This is a genomic window from Flavobacterium sp. ALJ2 (assembly GCF_015594725.1).
In the GTDB taxonomy this organism is placed as follows: Bacteria; Bacteroidota; Bacteroidia; order Flavobacteriales; family Flavobacteriaceae; genus Flavobacterium.
This window is the reverse complement of the sequence record NZ_JADNRC010000013.1, coordinates 63,221-83,816: the sequence shown is the minus strand read 5'-3', so window position 1 is coordinate 83,816 and position 20,596 is coordinate 63,221. Positions and strand designations below refer to the sequence as shown.

Genomic DNA, 20,596 nt, shown 5'->3' with positions numbered 1-20,596 from the left:
AAATATTTTAGAGTGCCGTCTGCTATGTTTTCCTACCGGCCCATTAGGAAAACACAGTAGATGATTTAATAAAAAATACCATGAAAAAACCTACTATTTTGAAATTCATTTTATTTGCTTTGATATTCCTTCAAAGTATTGTTTCCCATTCCCAAAATTTTAAAGATTTTGAGCCTCGCTACAATAATAAAAACTTGCGTGGTGATATCCTTTTGATTGGAAATAGTATCTTAAATAGAGATACCAGAGATCGATGGGGTGGCGGTGAAGGCCCAAATGTGGCCTACGACAAAAAGGGTCAGAATGGGAACTTCACAATGAGCTATGTTAATGTTGATGGAGGCCCAGGTATTTTTAATTCAAGTAGTGCAAAATTAGACCTGCCTAATCCGACTTGTTCCAAAATTGTATATGTTGGATTATACTGGAGTGCAGTTACCAGAGGTACCGACCCAATTGATAAGGTGAAATTTAAAATGCCTGGTGGGAGCTATATAGATATAGTGGGAACAGTTATTTATGATGCTAAAAATAATAAAGTTGGTTCTAGTTTACCTTATGCAAGTTATGCTAATGTAACCGATTATTTTACCAAAGCAACACCACTACCAAATCCAACAGGATCTTATTCAGTAGCTAATGTTTCTACTGCAGAAGGATCTAATAAGGAAAACGGTTTAAACACTGGTTTATCAGCAGGATGGTCACTTTTCTTTGTATATGAAAATGCAACTTTACCAGAAAAAGCGATTACGTCATTTGATGGATTTAGCGCTATTGATAAAAACCATAATTTAGATATAAATGTCTCTGGATTTACTACAATTCCAGTTGGGCGAGTAAAAGCAAAATTTGCTTTTTCGGCAATAGAAGGGGATGCGGATATTCAAGGAGATTTCTTAGCGATTAATGGAGAGAAATCGATACCACAAGAAAGACCATTGGAGTTGGGAGATCCTGGTTGGGTATGGAATGGTCAAAATTGGGTATGGGTTAGTGAAACAAAAGATAATTTCTTTAACAGTTCTGTTACTTCGTTAGGAACAGTTCTTAATAATAGAAAGCCTAATAGTGCCAATACATTAGGATTTGATGCTGGAGTGTTTGAAGAAAATAACCCACCAACTAAGGAATTTCCAGGAGGTTCGATAATAAAAAATGGAGATACCTCAGCAGTAATAAGTTTAGGGAGTACTCAGGATGTCTATTTTTATTATTTTAATGCTTTTGCAGTAGAAATTATTGCTCCAAGAATTGTTCTTGTTAAAAAGGTAATAGGAAAAGATAATAATGGGAATGACTATGACGCAGGTAATAAGGATATTGGGATAGATAAAGAATTAAGATATGAAATAGGATTTCAAAATAAAGGAAATGATGATGCTGTAAATTTTACCATAACAGATATCCTACCTAACAATATTATTTTTGATGAGACAAAGGATATTTTACCCTTGCCTGCAGGGGTAACAGTTGCTTCTTATAATAAGGCAACAAGAACAATAGTATTTAACATTAGCCCAGATTTAGTTATAGCAAAAGGAGGAATATATACTATAAAATTTAGAGTAAAGACTATTAAAGATTGTGAATCTTTAACAGATGCTTGCTCAAATGCAATTAAGAATACTGCTATTTCAAAATATAATGGAATTGTTAATCCAGCTCTTTTTGTAGAGGGAAGTCTTGCTTCAGATGAAGGATGTAATGTTGGTGAACCTACAGCAACAAATTTTCTTATAGGTTTAGACAAATGTAAATTTGAGCAAACATTATTTTTGTGTGGTACTGTTAAATTAAAAGCTGGAGGAGGTTATCAGACCTATGTATGGAAAGATCCAAACGGAGTTGTCTTTGGAGGAAATAACCAAGAAGTTACAGTTACCAAACCAGGTACTTATACAGTGGTTACAACTGCAACACCACCATGTTTAGGAATACAACAAAAATTTATTGTTAAAGATTATGTCGTTAACATTAATGATAACCCTATTAATGAGTATGCGGACAATATTGATCCAAGCTCTACAGCAAATCCTAAATTGCCTTATCCATGTATTAATGATGGAAAGCCATTTCCTAAGATTTTTTTATGTGGTAAAACAGCAACTAAATTTATTGACACTAAAATTACAGGAGCTTCAAGTATCGTTTGGCAAGAGACAAAGGATGCACGACCGCCTATTTTAGATGCTAGTTGTCCAGATGTAGTTGCTAAAAATTGGACAGAGATAGGAGTTGGACCAACATATACAGTAAATAAAGCAGGCACGTTTAGACTTGTTGTTACTTATAATAATACGTGTGTTAATATGTATTATTTTAATGTGACACAAAGCGTTCTAGATCCTACTTTTATTAAGGAAGATATTGTTTGTGATACCAAAGGAAGTATTACAATTACAAATCCAAAACCAAATGATGGATATGGTTATGAGTACAGCTTAGATGGAGTACAGCCTTATCAAGCTTCAAATGTTTTTGATAATGTTCCAGAAGGAAGATATTTAGTTCACATTAGAACAAAAGCTGTAGATAATACATTTGCAAAGTGTATCTATACTGCTGATGTAACAATTTCTAAATTAACTTTTACAACAAATATAGAAACAACAGATCCATATTGTAATGGAGAAACTGGAACGATCAAAGCGACAGCTAATGGTGTAAACGGTTGGTATAAATTTATAGTTACTGATAAAGTAACAGGAGAAGTAAAGGGGAATTCAGGACAAGTTGCTGAACCTAAAAATTACCATCTTTTTGAAGGGATTGCTCCAGGGACATATAATGTAGAAATTACAACAAAAGATGGCTGTAAGGAAGTAAAAGAAGTTATTATAAAGGATTACAAATTATCAGCTACAGCTACTATTACAAAGCACCTTACTTGTGAGGAAGGTGAAATTACTGTAGTAGCAACAGGAGGTAAACCCGTTGCAGGAGTTCCGCCATATTATTATTATTATGTTAATGGAGCAAAAACTCCTTTAACCGATCCAGTTATTCGTATAAACAAAGCTGGAGATTATAGTATAGTTGTTACTGATGATGGAGGATGTAGTGTTACAATTCCTACCATAACAGTTCCAAGTATTATTAGACCAACTGTTAAAATTGATCAGAAAAACATTAATTGTTATGGAAATAAAGATGGTGAAATTTCTTTTACTTTAACTCCTGCTATTTCAGGTTATACGGTATCGTATAGTATTAATGGTCTTGCAGGACCATTTAGTACAATTTCTCCAATCAAAAATTTAGAAGCAGGTGATTATGATGTTGTAGTAAAATACACTTATGACCAAGTAGATTGTTTTGATGAATCTAAACTTATTACAATAGCAGCACCTACATCACAAGTTACAGCTTCTGCAGGAGTTGCCGAGTTGTCAGGCTGTGGATTACCTGGAAATGAAAAGCAAGGTAAAGTTAGGATTACAAATGCTCAAGGAGGGATTCCGCCATATAAATATAGTTTTGATGAAGGTAATACTTGGCAAGATTCAAACGAAGCCTATATAGATCCAAGAGCTACACCTTATACTTTTTATATCAAAGACAGTTCACCAGCACCAGGTTGCCCTTACCCAATGGAAGGAATTATTCTGGAAGAAAAACCTGCTGATCCGACGATTGAGGTTTCAACTCCAACCTTTAATTGTGACGGAACTGCTAACACTAAAGTTACAGTTACAAATGCCGGAGGTGCTAATTATGAATATGAATATTTACTTAATGGTAATGTTAATCAAAACAACCCGCCAAATGTTTTTGTAAATGTACCAGCATCAAATTTGTTTCCGGGTGGTTATCATGTAATATCTGTAAGATATAAACTAGTTTCAGTACCAACATTTAGTAGTTTATTAAAAGAAGATTTTGGTACAGGTGCTGATGCTAAATCTCCTGGAATAGATCCATCTTATTGTTGGGAAAAACAGGATAATGTTATTGATTGTAATGTAGGTAATCCTTGGATGCCAATACTTTTAAATGATGGTGAATATGTTGTAACGAAAGGAATTCTTCAACAGCATTATGATGATTTTGGTTGGGTAATCCCTAAAGATCATACCACAGCTGCAAATGCAAAACCAAACCCTTTAGGAAGATATTTGGCAGTAAATATTGGAGGGGCTATTGGTAAAGGTGGAATACTGTATAGTAAGCCCATTAAAGATATCATTCCTGGACAAGATATTAAAATACAATTATATGCATTGAATTTAATGCGTATAGGGAATAAACCTGCGCCAAATCTTACGATTGAGTTGCATAAGAACGGAGTTTTAGTACCAGGAGCATCTGTTAATACTGCCGACATTATTCAGAATGAATCTTGGAATTTATTAGATAAATTATCTATTAACCCTGGAAATAATACTTCATTGGATTTTGTAATTAGATCAAACAGTATTATTGAGGATGGAAATGATTTGGCAATCGACGATATATTTGTTTATCAATTACCAAAATCATGTTTGTCAACCAAAGATTTTAAAGTAGTTGTTGATCCTAATAAAAAATTTACAGCTGAGGTTAAAAATGTTATTGATACAAAATGTAACGGAAGTAAAGATGGAAGCTTAACCATAATCGCATCTAATTTTAATATTACTAATGGATTTGATTATTCTATTGATGGAAAAGTTACTTGGATAAACTCTAAATTAGAAGAAACCATCGTTGAAGGTTTAGGTAAAGGCCCAGTCACTGTTGAAATTCGTTATGATAAGGATTCAGTAGGATGTAATTTTACTATTGATGCAGTAATTAATTCACCACCCGCGTTTGAGGTTGATGCTATAGCTACTGCTGCTAAGTGTTCTGTAGGTGCTACAGTTACTGCAAGTGCAAAAGGAGGTACGCCAGAATATATATTTACACTTATAGATTCAGCAACACCACCAAATATAGTTGTTTTTCCAACTAACGGGATATTAACAAATATTCTGCCGGGAACGTATACTGTTTCAGGTAAAGATAAGAATGGTTGTCTAGATGATAAAGACACGCCTTTGGTTATTGATAAACCAGTAGCTCCAAAAGCTGAAATTGAAGTTAATACAGGTTTATGTTTTGACGGAAAAACAGCAACAATAACGGTTAATATTACCGATGGAGTAGCTCCATATTACTATCAGGTTAAATATAATACAGGAGGATTAGGTTCAAAAATTCCTATTCCAGTATCTGCAACTTCATTTACTTATGAGACAAAAGCAACAGGAGATTACACATTTGTAATAACTGATTCTTATGGCTGTGAGGCTACAGTTATAAGCCAAACAATTAATCCTAAGCTTACTGCAGATGCGCTTACGACTAGTTCATTAACTTGTATTGCTCCAAAAGAAGCTAAGATTGAAGTAACAATTAATGGTGGTACAACTCCATTTAGTTATAAAGTTAAAGATAATACAGGTACCGAAGTATACGCTAGTGTAGGAACTATAGCAGGTCCAAAATTTACTTATAATACTACTATTGCAGGTAAATATACTTTTGAGATTACCGATAAAAATAAATGTACAACAACAGCAGAGGGTAATGTAGCCGCAATTACTGATCCAGAAGTTACGGCAACACCAACAAACCCAAAATGTAATGGGGAGAGTAATGGTTCGGTAACGTTGTTAGGTTCGTTGGGATCTGGTGGATACAAGTATAATTTTGATTCAAGTGGATTTACTGATAAAACTATTTATACAGGTTTAAAAGCAGGAGTTAAGTATTCATATCAGGTTATGGATAGTAAAGGCTGTGTTTCAGCTGTAAAAGACATCACGTTAACAGAACCAGATGTAATAACACCTTCAGTTTCTATAACACCTTATACTTGTGAAGCCAAAGCTGTAATTACAGCTTCAGCAACAGGAGGGAATAGTACTACTTATACTTATGTATTGAGTATTACTAAAGGGGTAACTACTACTGTGGTGGCAACAAATAATACAGGTATATTTAAAGATTTAACAGTAGCTGGAGATTATTCAGTTACAATTACGGATAGTAAAGGATGTTCAGTAACTAAAGGTGTAGGAATTATTGCAGATTTAGACCCGCCTACAGCCATGGTCGTTACAAATGATGATCTTAAGTGTACAACTAATTTAGTAAAAGTTACTATTAAAAGTGTATCAGGAGGAACAGGAACGTTAGAATACGCGATAACTGCACCGGCAGCATTAGCAACACCTTATCAACTTGGTTTGGAATTCGATAAACTAGCTTCAGGTACATATACATTTACTGTAAGAGATGCTAATAAATGTACTTTCTCAGTGGATCATGAGATTAAAGCATTAATACCAATAGTAATAAAAGGTGAAGTAGTAAATAATATTTCTTGTTTAGGAAGTACAGATGGTTCTGCAAAATTTACTATCACAGACTTAGGTAATAATGTTCGTTATTCATACAATATTGATGGAGGAACAGCAGTAACAGGTACAACACCTACTACAGGATCTACAACGATTGTTGCAGTTGCAACTAATTTAGGAGCAGGTAATCATACATTAACGATAACTGATCTCGATACAAATTGTCCATTTTCTAAAACTGTCGAAATTTTAGCTCCGGCTGAAAAATTAGAAATAACATTATTGACAGTAACAGCTATGACTTGTATAGTTGATGGTAAAGTAGTAGTTACTACAAAAGGAGGATGGGGAAGTAATAAATATTCTCTTATACAACCTGATTTAACGGTAGTCGGTCCACAATCAATAAATAGTTTTGGTAATTTAACACAAAAAGGGGATTATACGGTAACAGTAAAAGACCTTAATGGTTGTGAAGTATCAGAAAAATTTACTTTGGCAGATAAAGTTAAACCAGATGCTAAAATAGATTTGTTGATATCAGATTTATGCTATGATAAAACTAATAAAGCAACAATAGTTGTTACGCCTAAAGTACCATCGCTAACATACGAGTATAAACTTGATCATGGGGTTTATCAGCCTTCAGGAACTTTTCCTAATTTAGAACCAGGAGATTATGTTGTAACGGTCAGAGACAAAGTGACAGGGTGTACATTAGTATTAACATCACAACATATTGCTAAAGAGCTAACAGCAACTGTAAAGTTGGATAAAGGTGTCGATTGTACTACTGATCCTGACATAGTTATTAAAGGAGAAGTATTTGAAGGTACAGCACCTTATACTTACACCGTAACTGTAAATGGAGTTGCAGATCCTATTGTTAAATCAATAACAGGAAATAAGTTTTCTTATACAGATGCTACAGCTACAACAGCTACTACAGATACAAAATATGTATTTGTAATAAAAGATAATACAGGTTGTACAACTACATCAACAGTTATTGTAAAACCAAAAACAGATCCAAAATTTACTGCGGTAGCCAATTCAACTATTTTATGTAATGGCGAAGCTACAGGTTCAATAACTGTAACTATAGACACTGGTTTTGGAGTAGGACCTTATGTAATCGATGTGTACAATACAACAACTAGTACACCTTATTATGAACAAACTACGGGACTTCCAGCAGGTTTTTATACTGTAAAAGTGACAGATGCTAAATCTTGTTTTTCTACAGAGTCAAATGTTGAAATTAAAGAACCTACGCCTATTACGGTAGTTTATGATGTTCAGCCTATAACTTGTAACACAGTTAATGGTGAATCATTGGGTTCGATTACAATTACTTCAGTAACAGGAGGAACAAAAAACTATACTTATAATGTAAAAGGACTAAATGTTAATTATGATCAAACATTTACGAATCAAACAGGGACATTACAAGTTTTTAAAGTAGTAGATTTTGGTTATTATGAGGTTATTGTAACAGATGCAAATAATTGTTCTAAAATTATAAAAAATATACTAGTGGCTTCACCGCCAAAAGATTTAGAAATAACAGTAACTCCACCAGTTGCAGATTGTTCTACAGGTGGTTCTGCAATTGTAGCTGTAGGTAAAGCAGCAGATGGATCTACAATTACAGGAAACGGACCATTTTATTTTGCTATTTACGATGGTACAACGCCTAACTTTCCTACTCCTATGGGGGCTGTTGGTTGGTTGCCTGAAGATGCCCTTCCTGTTGGAAGCAAACAAGCAACTTTCAATAATTTAACACCAGGTGTTAAGTATACTTTTATTGTATATGATAGTAATGCTGCTCATGGTGGTACAGGAACAGGATGTTATTATTATGAAACGTCAGAATTTGCTATTCCAACAAATTCTAAATTAGAAATAGATAAATTACAAGCCAACAATATTACTTGTCTGAATGCAGACAATGGTAATGTGTCGTTTAAAGTTTATAGCAAATATCTAGTACCAACGGATGTAGAATATCAAATTTTTAATGAACTAACGCAAGCACCAGTAGGACCGGTACAATCTGGAGTAGTACCAGGTGTTGCTATTCCGCCAGTTTCATTAGATATAAACAATTTTGGAGTTCTCCCATTCGGAAACTATTATGTTTTGGTTACTGAAATTGATAAGTCAGTTACGCCTAATAAAAAAGGTTGTAGTATAACTACACTTCCATTTAATATTACAGGTTCAACTACAGCTTTAGTATTAGATGCTAAGCCAATTAATAATGCTAACTGTAATCCATTGAAAGGAGTAATTGATGCTTTTCCAAATGGAGGAACTACTTTTCCAGCTGTTGTAGCTGTACCAGCAACACCAACTTCGCCAGCAATTCCAGCTTCTGCAGCGGTTCCATACTTGTATCAAATCGTTGTTGATAATTTACCGATAGGTGAAGGTATAGAGGATACTAGACCAACGGCAGCGTCTTTTGTGATTGGTACACATTCATCAAGCACTTTTAAAGTAGACGCAGGTAATTATTTGGTTTATGTTCGTGATGCTTATGGTTGTATTGCGGTTAAAGCAGTAACGGTTGTTAAAGACCCAGAACCAATAATTTCAGCTGTTATAGATCCAGCTTTCTGTTCGGCTACTGAAGGTGATTTTGCTATCAATGTAAATATAACTACGCTTGGTGTAGGACCGTATACATATACTTTAAATGGAGGTAATGATGTTGCTATTACAACACTACCAGCATTTACAATATCTGATTTGGCTTCAGGAAAATACAAAATAAAGGTTAAAGACTTGAATGGTTGTACAAGCAACGAAGTGGAATTAGAAATTTTTAAACCGTTAGACCTTAAAGCTAAATTTACTCTTGATCCTGTTTGTGAAATTGCAAACGGTACTATTACCGCAGAAGTTTTAGGAGGTAATACCACTTTAAACAATTTTAGATATACTTTAAAAAACAATACAGTAGTTATTCCTATTCCTGCCGATATAGTACAGGATAACAATGGTGTTTTCTTAAATCAAGCTGCAGGAAGTTATACTGTTACTGTTGAGGATTTAAGTACCCTTTGTAAAAAAACTGTAAATGTTAATCTTGAGGCTCCTACAAAAGTAGTATTAGCAATAGGTGATATTGATGTAACATTACCTAATTGTATGACTCCAGCAGGGCAACCAGCGCAAGGAAACATTAGTAATGGTACAATTAAAGTTAATTTACCAACAACTAATAATAACCCAGAGTATACCTATATACTTACGCCTATTGCCCCATTAACAGGAGTTAAAACTAACTCACATGGTTACTTTGATGGATTATTTTCAGGTGATTATGATGTTACAGTAAAATCTGAAAGAGGTTGTGAAGAAACAATAAGAGTTACTATTGGTATACCTGTTGAGGTTGTTGCTAGTGCAAAAGCAGATGCCTTTAAGTGTTCTACAGGAAATACTCCTAAAGCAACAACTGTTACTGTTACAGGTGCCGGAGGAAAAGGTACAGGAGCAATTGCAGATTATCTTTATAGTAATAATGGAACAAATTGGGTTACAACAAATACATTTGATGTTGATGACAATGAAACGACTCAAAATATAACATATTACGTTCAGGATGAAAACGGTTGTATCGATGATGTAACGATTCCAATCGCTCCATTCCCTAAATTAACCGCGCCAGATGTGACTTTCGGTGCAGATATGGATTGTAATAATAAAAAGCAAGAAATTAATGTTACTATAAAAGGAGGAACAAGTGCTCCAAACGCATTTACATATAAAGTGTATGAAGATGGAAATGATATAACAGGATTGCCAGGATTTATAACAGTTCCAGGTAATGGCAATACATTTACTTATGATGCATTAAAAGTGGGTAGCTCTTATAAATTCGAAATTTTCGATAATAATACGGGTTGTAGTATAATGTCTGGAGCAAAAACAATTCCAGAATTCGATAAAATTGAACTGGTAGCTAATGTAGCTACTAAAGTAGGATGTTTTGGAGAGAGTACAGGACAAATTTCTATTACTATTTCTGGTTATACTGGAGAATATCAGTATCAAATTCTTGAAGGAGGAGTTGCTATTACAGGTTTTAGTGGAACACGTAAAACAGCTGATGCTAATCCTTTTGTACTTCCTCATCTACTAAAAGCAGGTACTGATTATACAGTTCTAGTTAAAGAAATGGAATTCCCATACTGTGATGTGACTTCTGATGTTGTTATTATTACTGAGCCAGAAGTATTGAAATTAGGTATAATTAGTAATGTTAACCAAAATTGTAATACTGCAGGAGCAGTACTTACGATTGATGTGGCTTCTATTACTGGTGGAACCCAAGCGTATACTTATGGATTTGCAGTTAAAGGAACTGCTTATGCCGATGTAGTATTTTCTTCTACAGACTATACTAAAACAATACCTACTATGCACACTACTGCTCCTTTTGACGAGTGGGATGTATATGTAAAAGACAGTAATGGTTGTTATGATGTTCGAACAGAAACGATTAAATTGGATCTTGTTCCATTTGATATTAAGGCTAAAGTTGCAACTCAGTGTTTCGATCTCTTGACAAATGAAGAATATGTTATTACTGTTACTGCTGATGGTGTTAAGCCTTTGAAATACAGTTTAACTAATGTTGAAGAAACTTTTACATTAAACAATCAATTAATTGTAAAATCACCAGGAACATATCCTGTATATGTACAAGACGCTAACGGTTGTGTTACTGAAGCTCTTGCAGCATTTACAGTTTTAGATCCATTAGGATTATCTGCAGAAATTACAACTTATCCAACTTGTAATGGAGGTGATGGAGAAATAACTTTAACAGGTTTAGGAGGCTCAGGAGGTCTTAATTATGAGTATAGTAAAGATGACATAACATATACCGATGATCCTTTATTTAAAGGGTATGGGTATGGTCCGGGTAGCTATACATTTTATGTAAGAGATAAGGTGACATTGTGTATTAAGTCTATTCCAGTTGTAGTCCCTACAGCAGCAGTTGTTACTATTGTAGATGCAGATTTAACACCAACTCCAGTTACTTGTTTTGATGGAATTGATGGTACTATAACAGTTGTACTAGATGCAAGTAATAATAATCCTGATTATAAATTTACTTTATCAGGTGCTGATTATAAAGGTAATCCTGTTGATAGACCAGAACAAAAAGAACCTACATTCAGTAATTTACCAGCAGGTAAATATACCATATCAGTTATGTCAGGTAGAAATTGTCAAGGTTTAGCAACAACAGAAGTTATACAGCCAGACCTTATAATTATTGACACTCCAAGTATTACAGAATTTGCTTGTAATGATGGTGAAAACACTTCAAAATCTGCTACGATAGAAGTAAATGTAAAAGGAGGAATACCAATGTTAGGTAAATATAAATATGTATTTACCAAAAAAGGAACACCTGATAGAATTGTTCAGTCAGGAGTAGATAATACATATACAGAGACTAATCCAGCAGGAGGTTCTTATATTATAGAAGTTTCAGATGGTAATAGTTGTTCAATGGATGCTACCGCAGAGATTAAACCATTTATAAATATCGATGATGTTGTTATAACTGTTGTTGACGGTATTACATGTAGTAATGATGGTGAGAACATAAAAGTTACAGCAACTTCTACAGGAATACTACCAACTTTAGAGTATACTCTCCAAGATGCTAATAAAGTCGTCCTAGAAAAGAATAGAACAGGTTTATTTAATAAACTATCAGTAGGAGAATACATGATTATTGTCGAAAATCTTGATACAAATTGTAGCTTGCAAAGACCTCATAGAGTGTACGAACCAAATACGTTTAAGCTAGTAGCAAGTAATGTTAATAGCATTACCTGTTATGATGCAGCAAACGGGAAAATTGATTTCACTTTAGTAGATACAAAAGGGACACCTTCTGTTCTTCCTAATGGATTTGATTATGTAATTACTAGCCCAGTACTTTTAGTTCCTATAACCGGTACAAGTCCAAATCTAGGGCCACTTACAATTGATAATCTAAAAGCTGGTTTATATACAATAGTAGCTACATTAAAAGATTCGCCTTTCTGTCCAGTAGAGGCAAAATTCACTATTTCAGGACCATTGACGCCATTAGAACTTGATGTACAACATTCAGAAATTACTTGTGTAGCAGGAAACAATGATGGAAAAATTGTAGCTTCTGCAACAGGTGGATGGCCAGGTGGATACGAATACCAATTAGAATTAAAAGGAGCACCTGGTGTAGCAGTAGGTCCTTGGTCTTGGTCAACTAATTCAACGTTTATAAATTTAATAGCAGGAGATTATGTCGTAAAAGTAAAAGACAGCAAATGTGAAGTTGCTAAAACATTAGAATTAAAAATTCCAACGCCAATTGCAGTAACAATTAGCTCAGACAAAACAATGTTAAATTGTTTTGGAGATAATGGCGCAACTATTACAGTAAATACAATTACTGGAGGCTCAGGTAAGTATTTATACACGTTAGTTACAACATATCCCGATGGAGTGGTAACTAAAAATGGCCCACAAGAATCTAAAGTGTTTACAGGATTAAAAGCAGGAAGTTATATGGTTGTTGTTACCGATGATTGGAAGTGTACAGGTAATTCTACTAATACAATTGTAATCAATGAGCCGCCAATCGTTAAAGCATCTTTAGGGATTAAGACTGACGAAGGCTGTTTTAGATTACCTGAGGTTACACTTACAGCAACAGGAGGTACAGGGCCGTACAAATATGGTACAGATGGAGTTAATTTCCCTATCTCTTTCCCTCTTAATAGCTCTTCAACAACTATTGTATTGCCAGCTACAACAGTAGCTACTACATATAAATATTTTGTACAAGACGCATTAGGTTGTATTAGCTATGCTACTGCAATTGATTTTTCACCTGTTCCAAAACTAGATTTCTCTAGTGTTGTCGATTACGATATCCATTGTAAAGGATCAAGTACAGGTAGTATATATGCAGCCGCAACAGGAGGTTTAGGTAATTATGTTTATACTTTGTTAGATGCAAATAAAGTTGAAATTTCACCACTACCAACGCAAAATAAACCAGGTCGATTTGATAACCTTGCACAAGGAGATTATTTTGTAAAAGTAGTTAGTGATGATTGTAGTACTATTTCATTACCAGTTTCAATTACAGAACCACTAATAAGTATAACAGCAAAGGCGGTTCCTACAGATTTAACATGTAATGGATCAGACAACGGAAAAATTACAGTTATAGCAGAAGGTGGTACAGGAGTGTTGAGATATGCAATTTCACCAGATTTCAGACAATTCTTTGAATCAAATGTTTTTGATGATTTAGAACCGGGATTCTATGATATATTAATTCAGGACGAAAACGGATGTGAATTCCTAATTGAAAAAGTGGAAATTAAACAACCAGATATCCTAGATCTTACTTTAGTACCAAATAGTATATTGCCAGAATTCTGTGATGGAGATAAAGATGGAGCATTTAGTATCGAAATTGTAGGAGGGACAGCTCCTTACAGAGTAACCCTAGATGATAGAAATGGTACATATGAACAGCTAACAACAGCAGATCATACGTTCTCTAACTTAGTGGGAGGTACACATATTGTTTATGTTTTAGATGCTAATGATTGTACAGCAGAACTTGAAATTGTAACACCAGATTCAGTTAAGCTTTTGCCTACAGCTAAGGTTAATACAGATTGTGTGAATAATTTAGGAGCAAATTTTGTAACAATTACAATTGATGCAACAAATACCAATCCATCAGATATTGATTATGCGTTAGATGGTAGTACAACATATCAACAAAGTAACATATTCGAAAATGTTGCTCCGGGTAAACACACCGTTACTGCAAGACATACAAATGGTTGTGAGCAAAAAACATCACCATTTATTATTGAAGTCCTTCAACCGTTAACATTAACATTAGCAGATGGCGGATTAAATGAAATTGTTGCCACAGCCACAGGTGGAGGAGGAGATTACAAATACACATTAGATGGAGAATCTTATGGATCAGTTAATAAATTCATTATTTACAAATCAGGAACATACACCGTTACTGTAACAGATAAAAATGGATGTACAGCAACAGCTACAAGATATTTCGAATATATCGATGTATGTATTCCAAATCACTTTACCCCAAATGGAGATGGCATAAACGATACTTGGGCGCCAGGATGTACAGTAAATTATAAAGATTTAACATTCGACATCTTTGATAGATACGGTCGTGTAATTTGTAAGTACAAGTTGGGTCAAAAATGGGATGGAAGATACAATGGTGCCGAATTGCCGTCTGGTGATTACTGGTATGTATTGAAACTCAATGACAATAAAGATGACAGAGAGTTTGTTGGACATTTCACCCTATACAGGTAACTAATAACAAAGTAATTATGTTATCTAAAATTAAAAACACAATGAAAAAAATAATCATATCATTTCTACTTATGGCTGTAACATCAGGTTACAGCCAGGAGTTAAATTTGCCAGTTTTTACACAATACCTAGCCGATAATCCATTTGTAGTTTCTTCAACATTTGCAGGTATTGGTGATAACTTAAGAATACGAGCCAATGGTTTAACACAATGGGTAGGTATCAAAGACGCACCAGAGAACCAATCGCTTTATGCTGATTTCAGAATTTTGGATCGTTCAGGAATAGGAATCTCGCTTTATAATGATAAAAATGGTTACACAAGACAAACAGGAGCCAAAATATCATTTGCACATCACTTGATTCTTGATTATTATTCAAAACAATACCTGTCATTCGGTATTTCGTATAATATCAATAATTTTAAAATTAATATAAACGAGTTCACACCAACATACGAAAACCCACTTCCAGATCCAAGTATTACCGACAATCGATTTATATCTAATAACAACTTTGATGTAGGTGTTTTATACCGTAATAAATCGTTCTATTTAAGCCTGAATGCAAGTAATATCCTGAATAAGGAAATAGATAGATTTGATGGAATAGAACCTAATTTACTTCGAAATTATCAAGTATATACAGGTTACGTTTTTAAAGGAGCCGAAAACAACCGAATCGAGTTCGAACCATCAGTTTACTACCAAATATTTGCTAGTGATCAGCGTTCAAGTACCGATTTCAATTTTAAATTCAGACAATACAACCGTTACGAAGATTACTACTGGTTAGGAGTTTCATATCGATTCTTGAACGATCAGCTCTTTCAGCCCTTAATGGTTGGTCCAATGGCAGGTTTCAAGAAGTCAGATTTTTATTTTGGATATTCCTACCAAGCATCACTTAATCGTATCGGAGCGTATAATTCAGGAACGCATGTCGTAACCATAGGATTCGATTTCCTTCAAGCAATTAGTAATTGCCCATGTACACAAAATCCAGTTCATGATTAATAATTAATTTAGCTGTTTTTAAAGATTTGTGTTTTATTTAAAATAATTATCGAATTACAACGTTTTCGTTTATATAAACCCGCGTTTTTTATTTTTATCGAATTTATTACTAAGTTAAAAGTTCTATATTTGTTATTCTTTCAAAAAAACTAAAAAACTTACCTTCAATGAAAACTTTAAAAGATTTTAATTTTAAGAATAAAAAAGCAATAATCCGTGTTGATTTCAATGTACCATTAGATGAAAATTTTAATGTAACAGATGCAACTCGCATAGAAGCAGCAAAGCCTACAATTGATGCAATTTTAGCACAAGGAGGAAGCGTGATTTTAATGTCACACCTAGGAAGACCAAAAGGAGTTGAAGAAAAATACTCTTTAAAACATATTTTAAAAACAGCATCAGATATCTTAGGAGTACCAGTACAGTTTGCGACAAATTGTGTTGGAGAAATAGCCAAAGATGCAGCAGCAAATTTAAAACCAGGCGAAGTATTATTACTTGAAAATTTACGTTTTCATGCCGAAGAAGAAGCAGGAGATGTTGCCTTTGCAAAAGAATTAGCATCACTAGGAGATATCTATGTAAACGATGCGTTCGGAACAGCACATAGAGCACATGCTTCAACTACAATAATTGCTCAATTTTTCCCTAACGAAAAATGTTTCGGTACGTTATTGGCTAAAGAGATAGAAAGCTTAAATAAAGTACTTAAAAACAGTGAAAAACCAGTTACAGCAGTTCTAGGAGGATCTAAAGTTTCTTCGAAAATTACGGTTATTGAAAATATTTTAGACAAAGTAGACCATATGATTATTGGAGGAGGAATGACATTTACCTTCATTAAAGCGCAAGGTGGTAAAGTTGGAAATTCTATTTGTGAAGATGACAAATTAGAATTAGCACTTGAAATTTTGAGATTAGCTAAAGAAAAAGGAGTTCAAATTCATATTCCAGTTGATGTTATTGCTGCTGATGATTTCTCAAATACAGCAAATACACAAGTAGTTGATGTATATGCAATTCCTGATGGATGGCAAGGTCTAGATGCAGGTCCTAAATCATTAGCAAACTTTGAAAAAGTAATCATGGATTCAAAAACGATCTTATGGAATGGACCATTGGGGGTTTTTGAAATGGAATCTTTTGCCAAAGGAACAATCGCTTTAGGAAATTATATCGCTGCATCAACTGCAAACGGAGCTTTCTCACTAGTAGGAGGGGGAGATTCAGTAGCAGCTGTAAAACAATTTGGTTTTGAAGATAAAATGAGTTATGTATCTACTGGAGGAGGAGCAATGTTAGAAATGTTAGAAGGCAAAGTTTTACCTGGAATAGCAGCTATTTTAGACTAACTATCTCATTTTTAACACTTTTTAAAGAATATTTTAATCTGTAGTTATTAAGTTTGCAAATAATGGCATTATAATTGTTTGAAATATAGCCAGTAGAAATATACATTATGATTGTAAAAAATACCACATTATCAGTACTCTTGTTATCCACAATGGGATTGTTTGCACAAGAAGTTGCACAAACAAATACCGTTGTAAAATCGGAAATTAAAATCTCATATTTAGATTCAGTTAAAAAATCATTCGTAAAAGACGATTATGCAAGCCGCGTAGATAGTCTTTGGATGAAGGAGTTAGTGAGTTTAGATATTTACGAAGATATATCAAAAGATATCCAAACAATAAATACAGACACAAAGGTTGATTATGAATTGCCAACCGAGTTGTTAAAGCAACGACTTCAGGCAATGAATGAAAAATCACCCTTTAATATTCAGTATAATCAGGGGTTGGAAAATATTATAAAGTCATTCTTGAAAAATCGGAAAAAGTCATTTTCTCGATTAATGTCTTTATCAGAATATTATTTTCCGATGTTCGAAGAAGCATTTGCTAAGCAAAATGTTCCTTTAGAAATAAAATATTTAGCCGTTGTAGAATCTGCTTTAAACCCTAAAGCAGTTTCTAAAATGGGAGCAACAGGACTTTGGCAGTTTATGTACCATACAGGTAAACAGTACAATCTAAAAATAGATTCGTTTATTGATGAACGTAGTGATCCTTTAAAAGCCTCAGCAGCAGCAGCAAATTATATGTCGAAGATGTTCAAGATTTTTGGTGATTGGGAACTGGTTCTAGCATCATACAATTCAGGACCAGGAAATGTATCTAAAGCAATTCGTCGATCAGGAGGGAAACAAACGTATTGGGAGATTCGTAATCACCTACCGAAAGAAACACAAGGATATGTTCCAGCTTTTTTAGCAACAATGTATCTATATGAATACCACAATGAACACGGAATAAATCCAGATAGAGCTGTAGTACAACATTTTGAAACAGATACTATACGGATTAAAGAAAAAATGACATTTAAGCAAATCTCAAGTTTGCTTGATATTCCCGAAGCACAATTACAACTTCTAAACCCGTCTTATAAACTCAATGTAGTTCCGTTTTATCAAGATGAAGAACATTTTTTAAGGTTACCAAAAGAAAAAGCTTCCGTATTTGTTTCTAATGAAGATAAGATATATGCTTACCTTAATTATGAATCAAGTCCAAAGGTAAATCAAGTTCAAACATTAATTGCGACTACTAAAGCTACCTCGCCTAAATCAACACAAGCAGTTGTTTCAAAAACACAACTTTATAAAGTTCGTCCAGGAGATAATTTAGGTGCAATAGCAAGCAAATACAATGTTTCAATAGTACAGTTGAAGAAATGGAATAACTTAAAGAGTAATTCAATTGCTATGGGGAGAAATTTGAAAATTATTTCAGTAAGTAAAATTATCAATAAAGATAGTAACGAAGTGAAATTAGCTCCAGCAGTAGATAAAAAACATACAGAAGAAGCAATAGCTAGTGTTGAAGATAAAAACACCAAAGAAACACAGCCCTCACTTTATGTAGTGCAAGCAGGAGATAACTTAAGCAGTATAGCAAAGAAGCTTAATGTTTCGGTATCAGACTTAAAAGAATGGAATGGATTAAATGCAGAGAACATGAATATGATAGCATCAATGAAAAAGCTAGTAATTCATTCAAAAGCAGAAGAATCAGATGAAACTCCAGAAATAATAATAGCATCAAATGATATTGATACTTACAAGAAAAAAACAGCAACTGTAAAAAACAACGCAGTTGATTATTATGTTAAAAAAGGAGATTCGTTGTATAGCATCGCTAAAAAATATCCAGGAGTAACTATTTCGGATATTAAAAAATGGAATGATATTGAAAACGGAGATATTAAACCCGGAATGAAACTCAAAATAAACGGATAATCAAAAAATGTATATAAATTTGGGTTTTATTTCAGAACTTAACTAAAAATTAAAAATGAATAAAACCCATTTTTTATTGCTTATAATCCCATTTTTGTTTTTCTCATGTCTTAAAAAGAATGAGAGGATACATCAGCACAAGAATAGCAGTAAGATAAACACAATATCGATCATTATAGACGATCAGTTGTGGTATGGAGAAGTAGGAGACAGCATCCGAAATAAATTTGCTTCACCAGTAATTGGGCTCATCCAAGAAGAGCCATTATTTACAATAAATCAATATCCAGCCAAAATATTAGAAGGTTTTATGACCGATGGGCGAAATATTATTGTGGTTAAAAAATCAAATGTTAGTAAATTCGAGATTACAAAAAATGTTTACACATCACCACAGAATGTGTTTCGAATATCAGGGAAATCAGTTTCGGATATTATAAATGCCTTTGAAATTCATACACCACAGATTATTCGAATTATCAGAGAAACAGAAATTGCAGAATGTCAGAGAATTAATAGCAAATCATTGTTGGATCCTGCAATTCTTAATAATAAGTTTCACATAAAGCTAGATGTTCCAACGGGATATAATTTTGTATTACACAAGCGTAATTTTATTTGGCTAAAAAAAGAAATGGCAAGCGGGAGCACTAGTTTGCTTATATATCAAGTTCCAATAAATAATATTACCAAGAATTCCGATATTGTGGGTAATATTGTCAGAATGCGAGATTCAGTAGGAAGGTATATTAAGGGCAGAGAACCAAATACCCGAATGATCACCGAAGAAGCCTATGCACCCTATTTTTCTAAAATTAGTATTGACGGAAAAAAAGCTTATGAAACTAAAGGAACTTGGGATTTAAGAAATGATTTCATGACAGGACCATTCATTAATTATGCAATTATTGATAAGGCCTATAATCGGATATTGGTTCTTGAAGGATTTTGTTATTCCCCTTCGCATGAAGAACGAGATTCAATGTTAGAGTTGGAAGCCATTATCAAATCGGTTAAAATTAACAACCGATAATATTCTTTATTACAAAATCAGATTATACTATTACGAATGAAACCAATTTGGAAAATAAAGCCTTTTGAGGCATTAACTGTTCACGAACTATATGATACTCTAAAATTAAGAAGCGAAGTTTTTGTCGTGGAACAAAACTGCGTTTATTTAGATATTGATGGAAAGGACAAACTTGCATTGCACCTAATGGGCGAGTATGAAGGTAAAATTGTGGCACATGCACGACTTTTTGATGCAGGAATTAGTTTTGATAATGCTTCAATAGGTAGAGTTGTTGTAAGTCCTGATTATCGTGATAAAAAATGGGGACATGATTTAATGACAGAAGCAATTGCAGCAATTAAAACCAATTTTGGTAAAACCGATATTACAATTGGAGCGCAATTATATTTGAAAAAATTCTACGAAAGCCATGGTTTTATACAAACCAGCGAAATGTATCTGGAAGACGATATTCCGCATATTGAAATGATTAAAAGTTAATTACTAATATTTTTTGGCTTTGTCC

General features: G+C 33.7%; 6 protein-coding genes. All 6 read left to right on the top strand.

The genetic code is table 11. The annotated features are described in order from the left end of the window. Window positions 1-80 precede the first annotated feature (80 nt). Window positions 81-14,735 (top strand): T9SS type B sorting domain-containing protein, encoded by a 14,655-nt coding sequence (locus tag IUY40_RS15030; RefSeq protein WP_195737683.1) that lies wholly within the window; start codon window positions 81-83, stop codon window positions 14,733-14,735. 41 nt (window positions 14,736-14,776) lie between these two features. After that, window positions 14,777-15,751: a type IX secretion system membrane protein PorP/SprF gene (locus IUY40_RS15025; protein WP_195737682.1), complete on the top strand. Its 975-nt coding sequence runs from the start codon at window positions 14,777-14,779 to the stop codon at window positions 15,749-15,751. A 167-nt stretch (window positions 15,752-15,918) separates the two neighbouring features. Next, window positions 15,919-17,106 carry a phosphoglycerate kinase gene (locus tag IUY40_RS15020; protein ID WP_195737681.1) on the top strand — a complete coding sequence of 396 codons (1,188 nt, stop codon included), beginning with the start codon at window positions 15,919-15,921 and terminating at the stop codon, window positions 17,104-17,106. 107 nt (window positions 17,107-17,213) lie between these two features. Beyond that, window positions 17,214-19,055 carry a LysM peptidoglycan-binding domain-containing protein gene (locus tag IUY40_RS15015; protein ID WP_195737680.1) on the top strand — a complete coding sequence of 614 codons (1,842 nt, stop codon included), beginning with the start codon at window positions 17,214-17,216 and terminating at the stop codon, window positions 19,053-19,055. Between the two features lie 55 nt (window positions 19,056-19,110). Then, the gene (locus IUY40_RS15010) at window positions 19,111-20,088 is read left to right on the top strand and encodes a DUF4837 family protein (RefSeq protein ID WP_195737679.1); all 978 of its coding nucleotides are present in this window, start codon (window positions 19,111-19,113) and stop codon (window positions 20,086-20,088) included. A gap of 36 nt (window positions 20,089-20,124) precedes the next feature. After that, window positions 20,125-20,571: a GNAT family N-acetyltransferase gene (locus IUY40_RS15005; protein WP_195737678.1), complete on the top strand. Its 447-nt coding sequence runs from the start codon at window positions 20,125-20,127 to the stop codon at window positions 20,569-20,571. Window positions 20,572-20,596 lie beyond the last annotated feature (25 nt).

What these genes read in the sequence shown, in the direction of transcription:
- IUY40_RS15030 (WP_195737683.1), top strand. Translation starts at nt 81, where the DNA reads ATGAAAAAACCTACTATTTTGAAATTCATTTTATTTGCTTTGATATTC.
- IUY40_RS15025 (WP_195737682.1), top strand. Translation starts at nt 14,777, where the DNA reads ATGAAAAAAATAATCATATCATTTCTACTTATGGCTGTAACATCAGGT.
- IUY40_RS15020 (WP_195737681.1), top strand. Translation starts at nt 15,919, where the DNA reads ATGAAAACTTTAAAAGATTTTAATTTTAAGAATAAAAAAGCAATAATC.
- IUY40_RS15015 (WP_195737680.1), top strand. Translation starts at nt 17,214, where the DNA reads ATGATTGTAAAAAATACCACATTATCAGTACTCTTGTTATCCACAATG.
- IUY40_RS15010 (WP_195737679.1), top strand. Translation starts at nt 19,111, where the DNA reads ATGAATAAAACCCATTTTTTATTGCTTATAATCCCATTTTTGTTTTTC.
- IUY40_RS15005 (WP_195737678.1), top strand. Translation starts at nt 20,125, where the DNA reads ATGAAACCAATTTGGAAAATAAAGCCTTTTGAGGCATTAACTGTTCAC.